Below are 18,270 nucleotides of genomic sequence, written 5' to 3'. Positions count from 1 at the left end.
CGATTCTGCTACCTTGAGCATTCGTCCTCACCGAAGCCGTCCGCCATCTTGCCCGATCCCGCACCGCCGACCGCGTCCGCTCCGCTGCTCCGCCTGGAGCGGGTCATCAAACATTTCGGTGCCCACCGGGCCGTCGATGCCGTCTCCCTCGATCTGGCGGGCGGGGAGTTCTTCTGCCTGCTCGGCCCCTCGGGCTGCGGCAAGAGCACGCTGCTGCGGCTGGTGGCCGGGTTCGAGGCGCCCGATTCCGGAACGATCCGCTTGGGCGAGGCGGATCTGACGGCGCTGCCCCCGCACCGGCGGCCCGTGAACATGATGTTCCAGTCCTACGCCCTGTTCCCGCACATGAGCGTGGCGGCCAACCTCGCCTACGGGCTGAAGGGTCTCGGCCTGAGCCGGGCGCAAGGCGCCGAGCGGGTGGCGGATCTGCTCAGGCTGGTGCGGCTCGAAGGTTTCGAGGGGCGCCGCCCCGGCACGCTGTCGGGCGGCCAGCGCCAGCGCGTGGCACTCGCCCGGGCGCTGGCACGCCAGCCGCGCCTCCTGCTCCTCGACGAGCCGCTGGGCGCCCTCGACCGGGCCCTGCGCGAGGAGACGCAGGCGGAGCTGCGGGCGATCCAGCGGCGGCTCGGCACGAGCTTCGTCGTCGTCACCCACGACGCCGAGGAGGCGATGGCGCTCGCCGACCGCATCGGCGTGATGGAGGGCGGGCGCCTCGTGCAGGTGGGCCCGCCCCGCGCGCTCTACGAGCGACCGGCCAGCCGCTTCGTCGCGGGCCTGCTCGGCGACGTGAACCTGATCGCGGGGCGCCTCGGACCGGCGGAGCCGGGCGGCGTCCGTTCCGTCGAGACCGCGCTCGGGACCCTGCGCGCGAGCGGGGCGGGCGAGGCGGGCGCTTCCGTCGTGGTCGCGATCCGCCCCGAGCGACTGGTGATCGGGGGTGAGAGCGCAGGAGGCCTGACCGGCACTTTGAGCGAGGCGACCTTCCTGGGCGACCGCGTCCGCTACCGGGTGGCGATGGCCGACGGCACGGCTTTGCGCGCCTCCGCCGCCCTGCCGGGGAGCGACCCGGCCCCGTCGGTGGGTGAGACCGTCACCGTCGCGATTCCCGCCGACGCCGCACGGGTGCTGCCGGCATGAAACCCAGCGACAGGAGCGATCTCGCCGGACGCCTCGGCCGCGGCCTCGTGCGGGGCCTGCCGCTGGTCTGGCTCGGGCTGTTCTTCCTCGTGCCCTTCGCGGTCACGCTGAAGATCAGCTTCTCCTCGCCGGCCACGGCGCAGCCGCCCTACCTGCCCGTGCTCGACTGGCAGGGGGGCCTGGAGGGCTGGCGCGAGTTCCTGGAAGCGCTCGACTTCGAGAACTACCAGATGCTCGCGGCCGACGCGCTCTACCGCGACGCCGCCCTCTCCTCGCTGGGCTACGCCGCGCTCGCCACCGCGATCCTCGTCCTGATCGGCACGCCGACGGCTTACGCCATGTCCCGTGCCTCCGCGCGCTGGCAGCCGATCCTGGTGACCCTCGTGATCGTGCCGTTCTGGACGAGCTTTCTCATCCGGGTCTATGCCTGGATCGCGATCCTGAAGCCGGAGGGGCTTCTCAACGCCGCCCTGATCAAGCTCGGCCTGATCGGGGCGCCGCTGCCGATCCTCGATTCGCCCTTCGGTGTACTGATCGGGCTGACCTACGCCTACCTGCCCTTCATGGTTCTGCCGCTCTACGCGGTGATGAGCCGCCTGGACCCTGCGCTGACGGAAGCCGCCGCCGATCTCGGCGCCGCGCGGGCGCGGGCCTTCTTCACGGTCACCCTGCCGCTGAGCCTGCCCGGCCTCGCGGCGGGAGCGCTGCTCTGCTTCATCCCGATGGTGGGCGAGTTCATCATCCCCGACCTGCTCGGCGGCTCGGACACGCTGATGCTGGGCCGCGTGCTCTGGAGCGAGTTCTTCTCCAACCGCGACTGGCCGCTCGCCTCGGCGGTGGCGGTGCTGCTGCTGATCCTCGTGGTCGGACCCGTGGTGCTGTTCCGCGAGGCGGAGCTGCGCCGCGAGGAGGCCGCCGAGGGGCGCGCGGGGGAGGGGGGACGATGAGCCTCTTCGCCCGCGCGGCGCTCGCGCTCGCACTGACCTTCCTCTACGCGCCGATCCTGGTGCTGGTGGCCTATTCCTTCAACGCCTCGAAGCTCGTCACGGTCTGGGGCGGCTTCTCGACCCGCTGGTACGGGGTGCTGTTCGCCGACGGCCCGCTGATCGCCGCCGCGCTCGTCTCGCTGAAGGTCGCCGCCCTCTCGGCGGCCATCGCCGGGGTGCTCGGCACCTGCGCCGCGCTGGCGCTCGACCGGCACGGCCGGTTCCGGGGGCGGGGCGCCTATACCGGGCTCCTCTACGCGCCGATGGTGATGCCGGAAGTCATCACCGGCCTGTCGCTCTTGCTGCTCTTCGTCGGCATCGGCCTCGACCGGGGCATCGCCACCCTCGTCATCGCCCACGCCACCTTCGCCACCGGCTTCGTCGCGGTGGTGGTGGGCGCGCGCCTGAAGGGTCTCGACCGTTCGCTCGAGGAGGCGGCTGCCGATCTCGGCGCCGGCCCGGCCCGCGTCTTCTTCGGCATCACCCTGCCGCTGATCGCCCCGTCGGTCGCCGCCGGCTTCCTGCTCGCCTTCACCCTCTCGCTCGACGACCTCGTGATCGCGAGCTTCGTCTCGGGGCCGGGCGCCACCACCCTGCCGATGCGGATCTACAGCCAGGTCCGGCTCGGGGTGAATCCGGAGATCAACGCCGTCTCGACGCTGATGATCGCCAGCGTCGGCCTCGTGGTGCTGGCCGCCTCCTGGCTGACGGGGCGCAAGGCGAGCGCAGCCTAGTCGCGCCCCGGCCCCCGCTGTGCTAGCCCCGGCTCCATGTCGAGCGATGCGCCGCGGGGCGTCTTCATCACCTTCGAGGGCGGGGAGGGGGCGGGCAAGTCCACTCAGATCGCGCGCCTTGCCGAAACCTTGCGGCGGGCGGGCGGGCGCGAGGTCGTGACCACCCGCGAGCCCGGCGGCACGCCCCGGGCGGAGGGCTTGCGCGCCGCGCTGCTCGAGGGCGTGGCCAAGCCCTACGGGCCGTTCGCCGAGGCGCTGATGTTCGCCGCCGCCCGCATCGACCATATCGAGGAGCTGATCCGTCCGGCTTTGGCGCGCGGGGCGATCGTGCTGTGCGACCGGTTTTCGGATTCCACGCGCGCCTATCAGGGCGCGGCGGGCGGCCTCGATCCGGCGCTGATCGCCAGCCTGGAGCGGGTGACGCTGGAGGGCCTGTGCCCCGACCTCACCCTGATCCTCGATCTCCCCCCCGAATCCGGGCTCGCACGGGCGCGTCGGCGCGGGGAGGGGAGCGAGACCGACCGCTTCGAGGCGGAGGCGCTCGGCTTCCACGAGCGCCTGCGGGCGGGCTTCCGCGCCATCGCCGAGGCCGAGCCGGAGCGCTGCCTCGTGATCGACGCCAGCCCCGATCCCGATGCGGTCGAGGCCGCCATCCGCACCGGCCTCGCCGCCCGGCGGCCGGACCTGATCCCCGCTTTCGGGGAGGGGCAGGGCCGGGAGGGACAGGGTCATGCGGCCTGATTCCGCCCGCGCCGCCCGCGAGGCGGCCCGCACGGAGGCCGAGGCGGGGGATCTCGCCAACGTCCCGCGCCCGCGCGAGCAGACCCGCCTCCTCGGCCATGCGGCGGCCGAGGCTGCCTTCGCCGGGGCGCTGGCCGCGGGCCGGCTCCACCACGCCTGGCTGATCGGCGGCCCGCCCGGCATCGGCAAGGCGACGCTGGCCTACCGGGTCGCGCGCCGGCTGGTGGCCGATCCGCGCACGCTCCCCTCCCCCGACACCCTCGACGTGCCGGAGGATCACGCGGCCGCGCGGCAGGTGACGGCGCTCTCGCACCCGAACCTGATCGCGCTCCGCCGGGTCCAGGCGCCCGGCGCCAAGACGCTGCCGACCCGCATCTCGGTGGATGCCGCCCGCGCGGCGCTCGCCCTGTTCGGCACCACGGCGGGCGGGGAGGGGGGCTGGCGCGTCTGCATCGTCGACAGCGCCGAGGATCTCAACGCCAACAGCGCCAACGCGCTCCTGAAGATGATCGAGGAACCGCCTCCCCGCGCCCTCTTCCTCATCGTCTCCCACGCGCCGGGCCGGCTCCTGCCGACGATCCGCTCCCGCTGCCGGGCGCTGACGCTCCGCTCCCTGCCGGAGGCCGACGTGCGCGCCGTGATCGAGGGCTTCCCGCCGCCCTTCCCCCCGCCCGACGGGGCCGCCCTCACCCGGGCAGTGGCGCTCAGCGAGGGCTCGGTCGCCCGCGCCGTGGCTCTGCTCGATCCCGCCACCGCCGCGGTCGAGGCCGAGGTCTCCGCCCTGCTGGCCGGCCTGCCCGAGCCCGACGGGCGGCGCGTGCTCAAGCTCGCCGAGACGCTGGCCGGCCGCGATGCCGAGCCGTTGCTTGCCACCGCGCTCGACGCGATGCAGCGCCACGTCGCCGCCGAGATCGACCGCCGCCAGGGCGAGGGCCCGGCCCGGCTGCTGGGACTGGTGGAGGCCGCCGAGCGGATCGCCACGGCCGCCCGCGAGGCCGCCGTGTACAATCTCGACCGCCGGCCCCTGATCCTCACGGCCTTCCGCGAACTGGCGGAGGCGACGGTGGGGCCGGCGCGGTCCTGAGGGGCTGGCTGCGCGGTCCAAGCTGTCGAAGGTTCCCGGAATTTTGCAGTCTTCCCCGCAGTAATTTGCGGACCCGGGCGCCAAGCGGGGCGTTTCGACGGGACAGGCTGCCGGTGAGTTCGCTCCCGCAGCCTACTCGTTCAACAATCCGGGGACGGACCACCATGGCTACCAAGACGAAGACCTTGCAGGACGCCTTCTACGAGACCCTGAAAGATGTCTATTACGCGGAAAAGCAGTCCGTTCGTGCATTGAAGAAGTCCGCCAAGGCGGCCGAGCACGAGGAGCTGCGCCAAGCCTTCGAGACGCATGCCGAGGAGAGCGCCGGTCAGGTCGAGCGGCTGCAGCAGGTGTTCGAGATCATCGGTAAGCCGTCTCGCGCCAAGACCTGCGAGGCGATGCAGGGCCTGACCTCCGAGATGGAGGAGGATCTGGAGGATTTCGAGGACAGCCCGGCCGCGGACGCGGTGCTGGCGGCGTGTGCTCAGGCGATCGAGCACTACGAGATCGCCCGCTACGGTACGTTGAAGACCTGGGCCACCCAGCTCGGCTACGCGGATGCCGCCAAGCTGCTCGACGAGACCCTTCAGGAGGAGAAGAAGACCGATCAGCTGCTCTCCCGGATCGCCGAGAGCCTCAATCTCGAAGGCTCGGAGGGAGAGGAGGACGGCGGCGCCGGCACGAAGGCCAAGGGTCGCCGCAAGGCCTCCTGAGGAAGCCCGCTCAAACGAAGAAAGGCGCCGTGAGGCGCCTTTTTCCTTCTCGACGTCTTTCGTCCAGCACACCCGTGTCTCGGCCTGCCTCCAGGCTCCGCGAAGGCGGCCTTGCGGATCGACGCCGCAGGGAGACCGGCGTCAGACCAGGGCGCTCAGAAGCGTGGCGGCGCCGATCAGGGCCACGCAGGCGCCGATCTGTACGACGCGAAAGGATTCCGCCGAGATCCGGCCGTTGTCGTTGGCGGCAGGGCGCCGTGTGCGCAACACGTACCGGTCAAGATCCGGCTCCGGCAGCTCGATCCACTGTTCTGCGGATTCGCGAACCTTGGCGATCGACATGCAGACTTTCCTCGAAGATGCCGGCGCGTGCGGACAACGCTGAGGGCACGGGCCGAAGCCTTGCCGTTCAATGCAGCGCTACTGAGGGGGATTAATCAGATCACCGAGTCCGTGTCCATGCAAAATAGCACGGAGTACCGGAATAATAGGTACCATAATGCAAAAACCTGGGGGCTAAGCCTCGTGAGGGCCCGATGCATGCGTACAGCGAATGCCTGGCATTTGGTGTCTGGTATACCAAAGGGGGCTGCGTGGTGGCACATACGCTGCAACGCAACACACCGCACGGGACGCGCACCATGATCGCTCTGGCTCTCCTCGCTGCCGCCGCCGCCGGCGCCGCCAACATCGCCCTGGTCACCCTGATGGCCGACCGCCTGGGTCCGAAGGCCGGCACCACCGTTTCCGCCGGAGAGTTCGCTGCCGTCGGCACCGCCCCGGCTTCCAGGAAGGTCGGCGCCGTCAAGGTCGGCAACGAGAACCTCTCGCCGGTCGCCGCCAAGCGCGCCGCCTAAGCGACCCTTCGCTCGGCACCAACGCCGTCGCTCGATGAAGCCCTGCCGGACCCCGGCGGGGCTTTTTCGCGTCTGCGAAGAGCGGCGGAGGGATCGAGATTGCACCGCATCGTGCTTCGGGCGGCGATCGCAGGCCCTGCCGGTCCGGTTGCGTCCCGTGGCGTTGCGCGCCACAAGGCATCTCGGTCCGACCCTTTGCATCCGGGACATCTTCTGACGTGAGCGCGAGCGAGACGGCGAAGGCGCCCTTCCTCATCACCACGGCGATCTCCTACCCCAACGGCGCGCCGCATATCGGACACGCCTACGAGGTGATCGCCAGCGACGCGATCGCTCGCTTCCACCGCCTCGACGGGCGCGAGGTGCTGTTCACCACCGGCACCGACGAGCACGGCCTCAAGATCCAGCAGACGGCCGCCAAGGCCGGCGTGACGCCGCGCGCCTTCGTCGACGACATGGCCGGGCGCTTCAAGGCGATGGCCGATACCCTGAACTGCACCTACGACCGCTTCATCCGCACGACCGAGCCCGAGCACTACGCCGCCGCGCAGGAGCTGTGGCGGCGCATGGAGGCCAACGGCGACATCTACCTCGCCAAGTATGCCGGCTGGTACTCGGTGCGCGACGAGGCCTATTACGACGAGGCCGAGACCGTTCTTGGCCCCGACGGCAACCGCCGCTCGATCAAGACCGACACGCCCGTCGAGTGGATGGAGGAGGAGAACTACCTCTTCCGCCTCTCCAGGTACCAAGAGCCCCTGCTCAAGCTCTACGCGGAGCAGCCGGACTTCCTCGGCCCCGAGACGCGCATGAACGAGGTCGCGAGCTTCGTGCGCTCCGGCCTCAAGGATCTCTCGGTCAGCCGCACCACCTTCGACTGGGGCGTGCCGGTGCCGGACCGGCCGGGCCACGTCATGTACGTCTGGGTCGATGCGCTGACCAACTACCTGACGGTGACGGGCTTTCCCGATGCGGGGGCGGCCAACGCCCGGTTCTGGCCCGCGAGCCTGCACATCATCGGCAAGGACATCGTCCGCTTCCACGCGGTCTACTGGCCGGCCTTCCTGATGTCGGCGGGGCTGCCGCTGCCCAAGCGCGTCTTCGGCCACGGCTTCTTCTTGAGCCGCGGCGAGAAGATGTCGAAGTCGCTCGGCAACGTGGTCGATCCGCTCGATCTCGCCGGCACCTACGGCGTCGATCCGGTGCGCTACTTCCTGCTGCGCGAGGCGCCCTTCGGCGGCGACGGCAATTACGACCACGAGGCGATCATCAACCGCATCAACGCGGATCTCGCCAACGATCTCGGCAACCTCGCGCAGCGCTCGCTCTCGATGATCGCGAAGAACGCTTCCGGCGCCGTACCGGAGCCGGGAGCCTTCACCGACGCCGACGCGCGGCTGCTCAGCGCTGCCGCCGCCCTGCCGGAGAAGGCGAGGAGGCTGATGCAGAATCTCGCGCTGCACGCGATCCTGGCCGAGATCTGGGCCGTGGTCGGCGAGGCCAACCGCTACTTCGCGTCCGAGGAGCCGTGGAAACTGCGCAAGAGCGATCCTGCGCGCATGAACACGGTGCTCTACGTCACGGTCGAGACCCTGCGCCGGGTCGGCCTGATGGTGCAGCCCTTCGTGCCGACGGCGGGCGCCGCTCTGCTCGACCTGCTCGCGGTGCCGGTGGATCGCCGCAGCTTCGCCTTCGCCGGCGAGGAGCATCGCCTTCGGGGCGGCACGGCCCTGCCGGCGCCGAGCCCGATCTTCCCGCGCTTCGAGCGGCCGGAGGCGGCGGCCTGACGGGTCCGCCCCTCCCTGCCTTCGAACGCCCCCGGCCCGATGAGACGCAGCCCGAAGAGACCATGCTGGTCGACAGCCACTGCCACCTCGATTTCCCCGATTTCGCCGAGGACATTCCCGGCGTGATCGCCCGTGCCCGGGCGGCGGGGGTGACACGCCTGCTCACCATCTCGACGCGGGTCGCCAAGGCCGACAGCTACCGGGCGCTGGCCGAGGCGCACGCGGCGGTCTGGTACACGGTGGGCACCCACCCGCACGGGGCCGCCGAGGAGCCGGACGTGCCCGCGGACGAGATCGCCGCGCTGGCCGAGACCCCGCGCTGCGTCGGCATCGGCGAGGCGGGGCTCGACTACCATTACGAGGACGCCGCGCCGGAGGCGGTGCAGGAGGGGGTGCTGCGCGCGCATATCGAGGCCGCGCGCCTCTCCGGCCTGCCGCTGGTGATCCATTCCCGCGATGCCGACGCGCAGATGGAAGCGGTGCTCACCGACGAGATGGCGCGGCAGCCCTTCAAGGCGGTGCTGCACTGCTTCTCGTCCGGCGCGCGTCTCGCGCAGGTCGGGGTCGAACTCGGGCTGTCGGTCTCGTTCTCCGGTATCGTCAGCTTCCGCCGCTCGGACGCGCTGCGCGACATCGCCCGGAGCCTGCCCCTCGACCGCATCCTGGTCGAGACCGACGCGCCCTTCCTCGCGCCCGAGCCGCACCGGGGCCGGCGCTGCGAGCCGGCCTACACCGCCGACACCGCCCGGGCGCTGGCCAAGGCCCTCGACCTGCCCTTCGAAGATTTTTGTGCGGCCACCACCGCCAACTTCTACCGGCTGTTCGCGAAGGCCGCGGCGATCGAGGGGGTGACGGCATGAGGGCCGGGCCATGAATCCGGGGGAGGGCGCATGGCGAGCCTGACCCTGCGCATCCTGGGCTGCGGCTCGTCCGGCGGCGTGCCGCGGGTCGGCTACGGCTGGGGCGCCTGCGACCCGGCCGACCCGCGCAACCGCCGCCGCCGCTGCTCGCTGCTGGTCGAGCGCCGCCAGGGGGATGCGGATGCGGACGGGGATGCGGAGGGGGCAGGGGAGGCCACGACGGTCCTCGTCGACACCTCCCCGGACCTGCGCGAGCAGCTCATCGATGCCGGCGTCACCCGCCTCGACGCCCTGCTCTACACCCACGCGCATGCCGACCACACCCACGGCATCGACGACGTGCGCCCGCTCGTCATCCACATGCGCCGCCGCATCCCGGTCCACGCCGATCCCCTCACCCGCTCCCTGCTGGTGGCGCGCTTCGGCTACGCCTTCGAGACGCCGCCGGGCAGCCTCTACCCGCCGATCCTCGACCTGCACGCGATGCGCCCGGGCGCGACGCTGATCCTGGACGGTGCGGGCGGCCCGATCGAAGCGGAGGCCTTCGCGATGGAGCACGGCAACGAGGTCGCCCACGGCTTCCGCTTCGGCCCGGCCGCCTACGCCCCCGACGTGAGCCTGATGCCGGAGGCCGCCAAGGCGCGGCTGCACGGCCTCGACCTGCTCATCATCGACGCGCTGCGCGAGACCCCTCACCCCTCGCACTACTCGGTCTCGGACGCGCTGGCGCTGATCGAGGAGGTCGCGCCGAAGCGGGCCATCCTCACGAACCTCCACACCGATCTCGACTACGCGACGCTGGCGCGGAAGCTGCCGGCCCACGTGGTGCCGGCCCATGACGGGCTGAGCGCGACGGTCGACCTCTGAGCCTGTCAGGGTCGCACGCCGCGCATCTCCGGCCGGAAGAACAGCCCCGCCTTGAGGCTGTCGCCGATGCGGTGCGCCCGCTCCACGATCTCCCGCGCGATCTCCGGCACGAAGACCTCCGCCGCCGTCTGCTCGAACAGGCCGAGCCAGCGGGCGAAATGCGCAGGGTCGATGCCCGCGATGCCGAGATGGCGCGCGAAGGGGTTGCCCTTGTAGCGGCCGGTCTTGAGCAGCACCGAGGACCAGAAGTCGTGGATCGTGGCGAGATGGCGCGGCCACGCCTCGTCCGGGATCTTTTCAGCGAAGACGGGCCCGATCAGCGGGTCGCGGCGCACCCGGGCGTAGAAGGCATCGAGGAAGGCGGCGAGCGTCGTCTCGGTCAGTTCGGCCTGCTTCATGGCCCTGATTCACGCATTCGCGCGGGGAGGGGGCTTCATCCTGGCGAAAGCCGCCCCTGCCCCGGCTCAGTTCCGGGCGAGCGCGGGCTGGATCAGGCCGGCGCCGACGAGGATCTGGGCGGCGGCGGCCTTGGCGAGCTGGCGGTAGCCGGCATCGGTCATGTGCAGGCCGTCGGGACCGATCATCTGGGCCGGGGTCATCAGGCCGTGCGAGACCCAGGATTGCATCAGCGCGCGGCGGCGGATCACCGGAACGCCGAGCTCGGCCGCCAGGGCGTGCAGGGCCTCGCCGTAGCGCTCCGCGCCCTCCTGACCGGAGAGCTTGCTGCACCATTGCTGGTCCATCAGCACGACGTCGGCCCCGGTCGCGCGGATTGCCAGGAGCCCGGCGCGGGTCAGTTCCACGAAGCGCTCCAGCGGCACGCCGGCCAGCGGATCGTTGCTGCCGGTCTGCCAGACCACGAGGTCGGGCCGCTCGGCGAGCACGTCGCGCTCCAGCCGCCTGGCCATCGCCTCGGAGGTATCGCCGCCCTTGCCGCGGTTGATCACGGTGATCGAGCGCCGGCTCGACGCACCGATCTGCAGGCGCTCCTCGAGGTCACGCTCCAGCAGGGCAGGGTAGGCCATGGCCGGCGAGGTGGCGCCCGCCCCTTCCGTCGAGGAGGAGCCGAAGGCCACGATCCGCACGTCGCCGTCCCGCCCGAGCAGGGAGGCGAGCCGCGCGAGCTTCACCGGCAGGCGTTCGGCCGAGGCCGGCGGCTGCGGAGCCGTGATCGGCGGTGCGCCCGGCTGCGCGCGGGCGGGCCCGGCGCCGAGCGGGCCGGCCAGGGCGGCGGCGAGGATCAGGCCGGTGAGGGGGCGGAGGAGCATGGCGGAACGTTCTGTGCGGCCAGTGAGTTTCGCGATGTTGCCCAAGAAATGTGACGATTGCGAGGGGCGGCGTACCCGCCATCGTCGCCAGCATGAATTCTTGATGCAGGATCGTGGTGACCGCAGGGTTGCGCCGCTGCGAGGAACGGCGTGGGCAGGCGTTTCGCCAGCGGCTTGGTTTGCAGCGAAAACCCGCAAAAACGGCCGGAACGGTATGGTTAACGAGCCTTCATGGCCTCTCGCATCCATCGTGTGGTTCCATAATATATCTTATGCGAACGGCTTTCACGGGCTTGGGGACAGGCTTGGGCGATCGTTTCCGCAGCTGAAACGCCGGCCATGGGGGCAGAACCGAAGCCGGTAAATCGCCTGTCGGTGAGCCTCGGGAAAATCGGCCGAGCGTCCCCTGCCCTCGTCTACCCGCTCAGGCGGCGGCCAGGCGGGGCATCGCCTGTCCCGGGGCAAAGACCAGCCGCACGACGGTGCCGCCGTCATTGGCGTAGGTCAGCGTGCCGTCGAGCTGGGCGGCCAGTCCCTGCACGATCCGGAAGCCGAGGCTGCGGCTCGCGGCGGGATCGAAGCTCTCGGGGATGCCGGGGCCGTCATCGGCGATGCTGAGCGCCACCTGCCCCGCGTCGAGGGTTTCGAGCCGGATGGTGATGGTGCCGCGCTCGGCTTCCGTGAAGGCGTGCTTGAGGGCGTTGGTCACGACCTCGACCACGAGCAGGGAGAGCGTGGTCAGCCGGGCGAGATCGAAGCGCATCGGCGGCACGTCCACGAGGCAGACGATGTTGCGCGCGCCCGTGGCGCCGAGCAGGTCGGAGCAGAGTTCCTGGAGATACTGGCCCACGGGCTGGTCGGCCCGCGCCGGGTCGTAGAGGCGGCGGTGAATGCGGGCGATCGTCTCCAGCCGGGCCTGCGCCTCGTCGAAGGCGCCGAGCGCCGCCTCCGGGTTCTCGCCGATCTTGCGCTTCTGCAGGGCGAGCAGCGCCGCCACGAACTGCATGTTGTTGGCGACCCGGTGCTGCAGCTCCTGGAACATGGTGCGCTGCTGCTCGTAGAGTTCGGCGCTGACCGCCCGCTCCGCGCTCAGCCGCTCGCCCGCCACGCGCATCAGGTGGATCAGCGCGATGTCGACCGTGACGATGAAGGCGTAGAAGGCGAGCGCCAACCCCGTCTGCAGGTCGAGCAGGAACAGGCCGGCCGGCCCGATGAAGAAGTACCACGCGGCCAGTCCCGAGAGCGCGGCGCAGACGATCCCCGGCCTCAGGCCGAAGAAGAAGGTCGTCAGGATCACCGCCGGGAAGAAGGTCAGGAACGGGAAGCCCGGCGGCAGCACGTCGTCGAGCGCGTAGCGCAGGAGGACGGCGATCCCGGTCGCGGCCAGCGCGGCGAGTTCACCGAGCCAGGACGGCACGGGCCACCGGCCGGCGGCCGCCCGGGGCCGGGAGGTGAGGGAAGAAGGCATGAGGCCGGACGATCCGAAAGCGCGATTCGCCCGACTTTAAGCGCCTCTTCCGGTCCAAGTTGTGGCCCCCCTGCCGCGGCGGGCCGTTTTCGGCCGAATTCGCGAAAGATCAGCAGATGAAAATCCGAGCGCGTCGCTCTTCGATCTCCTTCGGCAAGACGATGCGGCCTCCCCCTCACCTTCCGTCTTTTGCTTGGCGCGTCCGACCCTCATCGCTGCGCACGGCTCGGCGCCCGGCGGTCTCGGCGATCAGGATGCCGCCGAGCACGAGGCCGAGCGCCAGCGCGTCGGAGCCCGCGAAGGGCTCGCCCGCCAGCAGGACGGCGAGCCCCGCGCCGAAGACGGGCACGAGGTTGACGAACAGCCCGGCCCGGTTCGGGCCGATCAGTTCGACGCCGCGGATGAAGGAGAGCTGCGCCAGCAGCGAAGGGCCCAGCGCCACGAAGGCGACGATGGCCCAGGCCGCGGGGGTGGAGGGCCAGATCGCGTGCCCGAGCGCCCATTCGGCGGCGAGCGGCGGCAGCGAGGTGACGAAGGCGGCGAGCGCCAGGGCGGTGAAGAAGGCAAGGCCCGAGACCGCCGGGCGCGCGGTGAGCGCCACGGTGTAGCCGGCATAGACGAGGCAGGCGGTGAGCATCAGCCCGTCGCCGAGATTGAAGCCGAGGCTGCGCAACAGGGCCAGATCGCCGTGGGTCGCCGCCACCGCGACGCCGGCCAGCGTGATCCCCGCCCCGACGACCTGCCCTGCCCGCACGGGCGCCCGGCGCACGACGAAGTTCAGGAGCATCACGAAGACCGGGACCGCGCCCTGGATCAGGGCGACGTTGACCGCCGTGGTGTAGGTGCCCGCGGCGTAGAACAGGCTCGCGAAGATCGTGAAGCCGAAGGCCCCCATCAGGAGCAGGTAGGACCAGCGCGTCGCGAGCCGGTCCCGATCCGCCGTCACCTGTCGGCGCGCGATCACGAGCAGGAGGGCGAAGGCGAAGGCCCAGCGCAGGGTGGTAAGCACCTGCGGCGAGACCGCGCCGACCGCCCACTTGCCGGCCACCGCATTGCCGGCCCAGAGCAGGGTGGTCAGGGTCAGGATCGGGTAGGCCGCCGCGGAGGCGCGGGGGCCGGGCAGTGGAGCCATGTCTCGTCCGGCGCTGTGGGGCGGGGCTGGAGCGCGAAAGTCTCATCGCGGCGATGCGAGCCGGCCCGTGTGGGGCAGGGCCGGCGACTCCCTTAGCACGGCGTCGCCCGGATGCGCCCGCGCAAACGACGAGACGACGCCTCAGGCGTCCTCCCGCAGCGCCTCCTGCACCCGTGCTTCCAGCAGATCGGGGCGGCGGATGACGAGGGCGCCGCGGGTGCGGTCGATCAGCCCCTCCCCCGCCATCACCGTGAACTCGCGGGTCACCTGCTCGCGGCGGCAGCCGATGCGGGCGGCCAGCACGTGGTGGTAGGGCGGCGGCGTCACCACCCGCTCGCCGTCCTGGCCCGCCCGCGGCACGGAGAGGCGCAGCAGCTCCGCGTAGAGCCGGTGGCGCAGGTCGAGCAGCGCGTGCTCCATGAGCCGGGTGTTCAATTCGCGCACCCGCTTGGCGAGCAGGCGGAAGAGCCGGTCGGCGATGGCTTCGGAGGCGAACACGATCTGGCGGAAGACGGGAGCGGGCACCACGCAGACCTCGCCGCGGGTCAGCGCTGTGACGTTGGCCGAGCGGCCGATCCCGTCCAGCGCCGCCAGTTCGCCGAAGAAGGCGCCCGTGCGCATCTCGCCGAGGATCACCTCCTTGCCGGATTGCGACCGGTTGAGGATGCGCACCTCGCCCATGGCGAGAAAGTACACGTCGGTCGAGATGTCGTCGTAATCGACGAGCGTCTCGTTCTCGTCGAAGCGCCGCCAGTGGCAGCGCATCTCGAATGGGGAGAGATCGACACCCGGTTCCTTGAAGAACGGGATGGTCGCCAACCGGCCTGTCGCCACGCCTCTTAAACCTTGTCCTCGCGCGTAGAGCGAATGGTGAGGCTCCGGCCGGGGCGGGTCAAGTCGCCGGGCCGGGGAGCGGGCGCGATTGGCGTGGATGGCGGTGCGCGAGGGGCGGCCCTCTTCGGAAGAATCGAAACGCCGAACACTTGAAACGAGAGACACTTAGCCGGAGAACGAATAAGCAACCAAGGCCAGGCTTCCATGGATTTGAAGGTTTCGCAACCTGATTTTTGCGCATTGCCGCGACATTTTCTGCGTGCCTTTAAGGAGCGTTAACCGTACAATTCTGTCTCGGGTTAGAGGCAATCGCGGAGTTAACCAATGTTGGAAGCTTCCCGTGATTTATTTCTGCAAGACGCTTTTACGGTAGGACTGATTTCATCTTCCGGTATCCGTAGCGATATTGGCTGTCTGATTTGGGATACAACACCCGAAGGTGTCGATGTCGAAGTCGGCCCAGATGTCGTCGTCCCGGATTCGGTTCGGTTGTCGGTCGCCTGCCTGAAGATCGATTGTCCCTGTGCCGTCGTCGAACGGGAGGGAAGCCGTCTCCACCTCGCCTTTCTCCGTTGAGACGGACAGGTCTGGGGAGCGGATCAGGCATTCGTCGGACCTGACGTGCCGCTGATTTGCATTGCCGGCCGATCTGTCGGATCTCCCTGGCGACGACTCACGGGCGTGTGAGGGCCCGCACCCGCGGCAGCCGGAACAGAGACTAGTCTCGCCGCTCCCGAAACGGACGGCCGGCCTATGGACGACTCTTTTTTTCTGTTCGCGGCCCTGGTCGTCCTGGCTCTGACCTTGGCCGGCCCCGCAGGATTGCTGCTGTCGATGGGACAGCGCCAGCGCATCCACGTGCTGGAGCGGCGCCTCGCCCTGCTCGAGGCGGCCTCGGCTTCCCGCCCCGCGGCCTCGGGATCGGCGGCTGCCCCACCTCCGGAACCCGCGCGTCCGGAGCCGACGACCGAGGCGCCGCCGGTTCCCGTTCCTCCGGCGCCCTCCCCTTCGTCCGAGCCGCCCCGGCGCGGCGCCGTTCCGGCAGTCGCCCCGGCGGCCGTCCCTCGGCCGCCCCGGCCTTCCATCGAGGAGCGCTTCGGCACGCGCTGGACCGTCTGGGTCGGCGGCCTCGCCCTCGCCTTCGGCGCGGCGCTGCTGGTGCGCTACTCGGCCGAGCGCGGCCTGTTCGGTCCGGGCGTGCGCATCGTCGGCGGCTTCGCCCTCGCCTTCGGTCTCGTCGGCCTCGGCGAAGCGCTGCGGCGGCGCTTGCGCGGGGCCGAGCCCGTGCCCGCGACCTGGCCCGACATCCCGGCCATGGTCACCGCCGCCGGAACGGTCGGCCTGTTCGGCACGGTCTACGCCGCGCACGCCCTCTACGGTTTCGTCGGTCCGGCGCCGGCCTTCGTCGGGCTGGCGGCCACCGGCCTCGCCGCCATGGTCGCGGCTCTGCTGCACGGGCCGGCGCTTGCCGGAATCGGTCTCGTCGGGGCCCTCGCCACGCCGCTCCTCGTGGGAGGCGGGGGAAAGAGCCTGTGGCCGCTCGCCCTCTACCTGCCCGTCGTGGCCGGCAGCGCCTACGCCTTCGCCTGGGCGAAGGGCTGGCGCGCGCTCGCGGTGGCGGGCGGCGTCGGTGCCGCGGCCTGGGGCCTGATCCTGGCCCTGCAGGGAAGCGACGCCACGGCGGCGCAGGTCCATCTCGTGCTGCAGCTGGCGCTCTGGATCGTCACGCTCGCGGTGCTGCCGGGGCAGGGCGTGCCCGACGAGGCGGCCCGCCTCGACCGCGCCGCCGCCCTGGCGCTCGCCGCCGCCTCGGGCGTCGCCCTGGCGGTTCTCGGCCTGACGCTGCCCGAGGGCGGCGGCACGGGCTGGGCCGCCGCGGCGCTGGCGGCCATCGTCCTGCCCGCCCTCGCCGGCTTCGTCGCCGCGCCCGCCGCCGCGGGGCTGCCCGTCGCGGCCCTGACGCTCGCCGGCGCCCTCGTGCTCTGGCCAGAGGCGCAAGACCCGCTGAGCGCGTCCTTCTTCCTGCTCTGGTACGGCGCGGAGAATCCGGGACTCATGCTCGCCCTGGCTGCGGCCGGCGGGCTGACGGTGGCCGGGCTCGGGGCGCTGCGGCTCCTGGGCGGGAGCCGCCTGCCCTACGCCACGGCGCTGAGTTTCGCCGCGGGCGCGACCCTCGCGCCGCTGGCCGCCCTGGCGCTAACGGATCTTCGAATCGCGGGCGGCGCGGTCGCGCCGGGCTTCGCCGCCGCCGCGGGCGCCCTGGCGGCGGGATTCTGCGGTCTCGCCGCCCTGTGCCGGCGGCAGGGGGATCGCACCCCCTCCCCCGCCCTGGCGCTCGGGCTCGGCGCCTTCGCCTCGGCGGCGGTGGCGAGCCTGTGCCTCGGCCTCGTCTTCGCCCTCGCGGGCGGTTCGCTGACGCCGGCGCTGGCCGGGGCGGCGCTCGCCACCGGCCTGATCGCGCGCCGCCTCGACATCCCGGCCCTGCGCTGGTGCGTCGCCGGTCTCGCCGCGGTGGTCGCCGCGCGCCTCGCCTGGGACCCGGCGCTCACGGAGGCGGGCCTCTCGCGCACGCCGATCCTCAACGGGTTGATCACCGCCTACGGCCTGCCGGCCCTCTGCTTCGGCCTCGCGGCTCTGGCGATCCGCCTGCCCGGCCGCCGCGCGGACGTGCCCGAGCAGGTGGCCCAGGCCCTGGCCCTTCTCCTCTCGGGCCTGTTCGTCTTCCTCGAGATCCGCCACGCGCTCCACGGCGGCGACCTCGCCGCGCCCGGCACCACCGTGCTGGAGCAGGGCCTCACGACCCTGACCGCTCTGGGCTTCTCCCTCGTGCTGACGCGGATGTCCGGTTCCGCCGCCTCGCCGGTGATCCGCTTCGGCGGGCTCGCCTTCGCCTGCCTCGGCCTCCTCCAGGGCGCGCTGGGCCTGGGGCTCGCCGCCAACCCCCTGCTCACGGACGAGCCGGTCGCGGGCGGTCCCATCCTGAACGACGCCGTGCTCGCCTACGGCCTGCCGGCGGCTGCCGCCTTCGCGCTGGCCCGGGCGAGCCGGGCCGTGCGGCCCGCCTGGTTCGTGCGCGCGGCGGCGTCGCTCGGTCTCGCCCTGAGCTTCCTCGCGCTCTGCCTCGCGGTGCGGCACGGCTTCCAGGGCGAGCGGCTCGGGCTCGACCGGGAAACGGGGCAGGCGGAGTGGTACGCCTATTCCGCGGCTTGGCTCGGCCTCGGCCTCCTGGCCCTGGGCTACGGCATCCTGCGCGGGTCGGCGACCGCGCGGTTGGCCTCCGCCGTGCTGGTGGGGCTCGCGACGCTCAAGGTGTTCCTGCTCGACCTCTCCGGGCTGGAGGGACCGCTGCGCGCCCTGTCGTTCCTGGGCCTCGGCGCCTGCCTCATCGCCATCGGCCTCGTCTACCAGCGCCTCGTCTTCGCCCCCGCCGCGCGTCCGGCGGGACCGGAGGGGTGAGGTCCGTCCCATTCCGGCACCGGGACGCGCGCCGCCATTGACCGTCGGCTAACCGGCCCCGGTCATTCTGATGGGGAGCCACGTTGCGTATCGGCTCGGTCGTGCGAACGACAACCCCCCCGCCATCCCCATTGCGGATGGCGGGGAGGCCGGCGACCCCCGAGGACACCGCCGAGCCGGTGCCGCGAAAGCCCGGCAACCCGCCTCTCTCCTTGCGACACCATGCGCGGCGCGGCGTCGCGGCGCGGAACGCGGCGGGTGTCCGCCTCCTTCCCCCGGCGAACCGTTGCCCCGCCGGATGACGCCCACCTTCCCCCGCCGACCGGGCGCGGGGCCGGCGCGTCCG

Annotated in this window: 17 protein-coding genes; 11 read left to right on the top strand and 6 right to left on the bottom strand. The window is 71.6% G+C overall.

The features are described 5' to 3' along the window. Positions 1-45: 45 nt before the first annotated feature. From ACPCJR_RS15915 to ACPCJR_RS15890, 6 genes are all read left to right on the top strand, one after another. Positions 46-1,137, top strand: a complete 1,092-nt coding sequence (locus tag ACPCJR_RS15915) for an ABC transporter ATP-binding protein (RefSeq protein WP_391513752.1) — start codon at positions 46-48, stop codon at positions 1,135-1,137. Beyond that, positions 1,134-2,084 carry an ABC transporter permease gene (locus ACPCJR_RS15910; RefSeq protein ID WP_391513699.1) on the top strand — a complete coding sequence of 317 codons (951 nt, stop codon included), beginning with the start codon at positions 1,134-1,136 and terminating at the stop codon, positions 2,082-2,084. The genes ACPCJR_RS15915 and ACPCJR_RS15910 overlap by 4 nt, the downstream gene beginning before the upstream one ends. Then, positions 2,081-2,857: an ABC transporter permease subunit gene (locus tag ACPCJR_RS15905; protein WP_391513701.1), complete on the top strand. Its 777-nt coding sequence runs from the start codon at positions 2,081-2,083 to the stop codon at positions 2,855-2,857. Before ACPCJR_RS15910 ends, ACPCJR_RS15905 begins: the two co-directional genes overlap by 4 nt. A 36-nt stretch (positions 2,858-2,893) precedes the next feature. Continuing rightward, positions 2,894-3,598, top strand: coding sequence for a dTMP kinase (gene tmk / locus ACPCJR_RS15900; protein ID WP_391513703.1), 705 nt, complete (start codon positions 2,894-2,896; stop codon positions 3,596-3,598). Next, positions 3,588-4,682 carry a DNA polymerase III subunit delta' gene (locus ACPCJR_RS15895; RefSeq protein WP_391513705.1) on the top strand — a complete coding sequence of 365 codons (1,095 nt, stop codon included), beginning with the start codon at positions 3,588-3,590 and terminating at the stop codon, positions 4,680-4,682. The genes tmk and ACPCJR_RS15895 overlap by 11 nt, the downstream gene beginning before the upstream one ends. A gap of 164 nt (positions 4,683-4,846) precedes the next feature. After that, complete coding sequence (locus ACPCJR_RS15890; protein ID WP_391513707.1) at positions 4,847-5,395, top strand: ferritin-like domain-containing protein; 549 nt, start codon at positions 4,847-4,849, stop codon at positions 5,393-5,395. A gap of 141 nt (positions 5,396-5,536) precedes the next feature. Here ACPCJR_RS15890 and ACPCJR_RS15885 read toward each other — a convergent pair whose 3' ends face one another. Further along, complete coding sequence (locus tag ACPCJR_RS15885; RefSeq protein WP_391513709.1) at positions 5,537-5,737, bottom strand: hypothetical protein; 201 nt, start codon at positions 5,735-5,737, stop codon at positions 5,537-5,539. A gap of 299 nt (positions 5,738-6,036) precedes the next feature. On the opposite strand from ACPCJR_RS15885, the gene ACPCJR_RS15880 reads away from it, so the two are divergent. The 4 genes from ACPCJR_RS15880 (at position 6,037) to ACPCJR_RS15865 (ending at position 9,766) form a co-directional block, all read left to right on the top strand. Further along, positions 6,037-6,252, top strand: coding sequence for a hypothetical protein (locus ACPCJR_RS15880; RefSeq protein ID WP_391513711.1), 216 nt, complete (start codon positions 6,037-6,039; stop codon positions 6,250-6,252). 218 nt (positions 6,253-6,470) lie between these two features. Continuing rightward, positions 6,471-8,039 (top strand): methionine--tRNA ligase, encoded by a 1,569-nt coding sequence (gene metG / locus ACPCJR_RS15875; RefSeq protein WP_391513713.1) that lies wholly within the window; start codon positions 6,471-6,473, stop codon positions 8,037-8,039. 62 nt (positions 8,040-8,101) lie between these two features. Further along, the gene (locus ACPCJR_RS15870; protein ID WP_391513715.1) at positions 8,102-8,899 is read left to right on the top strand and encodes a TatD family hydrolase; all 798 of its coding nucleotides are present in this window, start codon (positions 8,102-8,104) and stop codon (positions 8,897-8,899) included. Positions 8,900-8,929: 30 nt separating this feature from the next. Beyond that, positions 8,930-9,766, top strand: a complete 837-nt coding sequence (locus tag ACPCJR_RS15865) for an MBL fold metallo-hydrolase (protein WP_391513716.1) — start codon at positions 8,930-8,932, stop codon at positions 9,764-9,766. Between the two features lie 5 nt (positions 9,767-9,771). On the opposite strand, the gene ACPCJR_RS15860 is transcribed toward ACPCJR_RS15865, so the two are convergent. The 5 genes from ACPCJR_RS15860 to ACPCJR_RS15840 form a co-directional block, all read right to left on the bottom strand. Then, positions 9,772-10,164: a group III truncated hemoglobin gene (locus ACPCJR_RS15860; protein WP_391513718.1), complete on the bottom strand. Its 393-nt coding sequence runs from the start codon at positions 10,162-10,164 to the stop codon at positions 9,772-9,774. Between the two features lie 66 nt (positions 10,165-10,230). Then, positions 10,231-11,034, bottom strand: coding sequence for an SGNH/GDSL hydrolase family protein (locus tag ACPCJR_RS15855; protein WP_391513719.1), 804 nt, complete (start codon positions 11,032-11,034; stop codon positions 10,231-10,233). A gap of 424 nt (positions 11,035-11,458) precedes the next feature. After that, a complete protein-coding gene (locus ACPCJR_RS15850) occupies positions 11,459-12,502 on the bottom strand; it encodes a sensor histidine kinase (protein ID WP_391513721.1) in 1,044 nt (347 codons plus the stop codon). A gap of 175 nt (positions 12,503-12,677) precedes the next feature. Beyond that, the gene (locus tag ACPCJR_RS15845; RefSeq protein ID WP_391513723.1) at positions 12,678-13,634 is read right to left on the bottom strand and encodes a DMT family transporter; all 957 of its coding nucleotides are present in this window, start codon (positions 13,632-13,634) and stop codon (positions 12,678-12,680) included. Positions 13,635-13,775: 141 nt separating this feature from the next. Continuing rightward, the gene (locus ACPCJR_RS15840; RefSeq protein ID WP_110351524.1) at positions 13,776-14,468 is read right to left on the bottom strand and encodes a Crp/Fnr family transcriptional regulator; all 693 of its coding nucleotides are present in this window, start codon (positions 14,466-14,468) and stop codon (positions 13,776-13,778) included. 753 nt (positions 14,469-15,221) lie between these two features. Between ACPCJR_RS15840 and ACPCJR_RS15835 the strand changes: the two genes are divergently transcribed. Further along, positions 15,222-17,924: a DUF2339 domain-containing protein gene (locus tag ACPCJR_RS15835; RefSeq protein ID WP_391513725.1), complete on the top strand. Its 2,703-nt coding sequence runs from the start codon at positions 15,222-15,224 to the stop codon at positions 17,922-17,924. Positions 17,925-18,270: the final 346 nt, after the last annotated feature.

The organism is Methylobacterium sp. NPDC097929, from assembly GCF_049543375.1.
Lineage (GTDB): Bacteria > Pseudomonadota > Alphaproteobacteria > Rhizobiales > Beijerinckiaceae > Methylobacterium.
This window is presented reverse-complemented; position numbering and strand designations above follow the sequence as displayed.

Coding starts and splice junctions, on each gene's coding strand:
- ACPCJR_RS15910 (WP_391513699.1), top strand. CDS start 1,134: ATGAAACCCAGCGACAGGAGCGATCTCGCCGGACGCCTCGGCCGCGGC.
- ACPCJR_RS15905 (WP_391513701.1), top strand. CDS start 2,081: ATGAGCCTCTTCGCCCGCGCGGCGCTCGCGCTCGCACTGACCTTCCTC.
- tmk (WP_391513703.1), top strand. CDS start 2,894: ATGTCGAGCGATGCGCCGCGGGGCGTCTTCATCACCTTCGAGGGCGGG.
- ACPCJR_RS15895 (WP_391513705.1), top strand. CDS start 3,588: ATGCGGCCTGATTCCGCCCGCGCCGCCCGCGAGGCGGCCCGCACGGAG.
- ACPCJR_RS15890 (WP_391513707.1), top strand. CDS start 4,847: ATGGCTACCAAGACGAAGACCTTGCAGGACGCCTTCTACGAGACCCTG.
- ACPCJR_RS15885 (WP_391513709.1), bottom strand. CDS start 5,737: ATGTCGATCGCCAAGGTTCGCGAATCCGCAGAACAGTGGATCGAGCTG.
- ACPCJR_RS15880 (WP_391513711.1), top strand. CDS start 6,037: ATGATCGCTCTGGCTCTCCTCGCTGCCGCCGCCGCCGGCGCCGCCAAC.
- ACPCJR_RS15870 (WP_391513715.1), top strand. CDS start 8,102: ATGCTGGTCGACAGCCACTGCCACCTCGATTTCCCCGATTTCGCCGAG.
- ACPCJR_RS15865 (WP_391513716.1), top strand. CDS start 8,930: ATGGCGAGCCTGACCCTGCGCATCCTGGGCTGCGGCTCGTCCGGCGGC.
- ACPCJR_RS15860 (WP_391513718.1), bottom strand. CDS start 10,164: ATGAAGCAGGCCGAACTGACCGAGACGACGCTCGCCGCCTTCCTCGAT.
- ACPCJR_RS15855 (WP_391513719.1), bottom strand. CDS start 11,034: ATGCTCCTCCGCCCCCTCACCGGCCTGATCCTCGCCGCCGCCCTGGCC.
- ACPCJR_RS15850 (WP_391513721.1), bottom strand. CDS start 12,502: ATGCCTTCTTCCCTCACCTCCCGGCCCCGGGCGGCCGCCGGCCGGTGG.
- ACPCJR_RS15845 (WP_391513723.1), bottom strand. CDS start 13,634: ATGGCTCCACTGCCCGGCCCCCGCGCCTCCGCGGCGGCCTACCCGATC.
- ACPCJR_RS15835 (WP_391513725.1), top strand. CDS start 15,222: ATGGACGACTCTTTTTTTCTGTTCGCGGCCCTGGTCGTCCTGGCTCTG.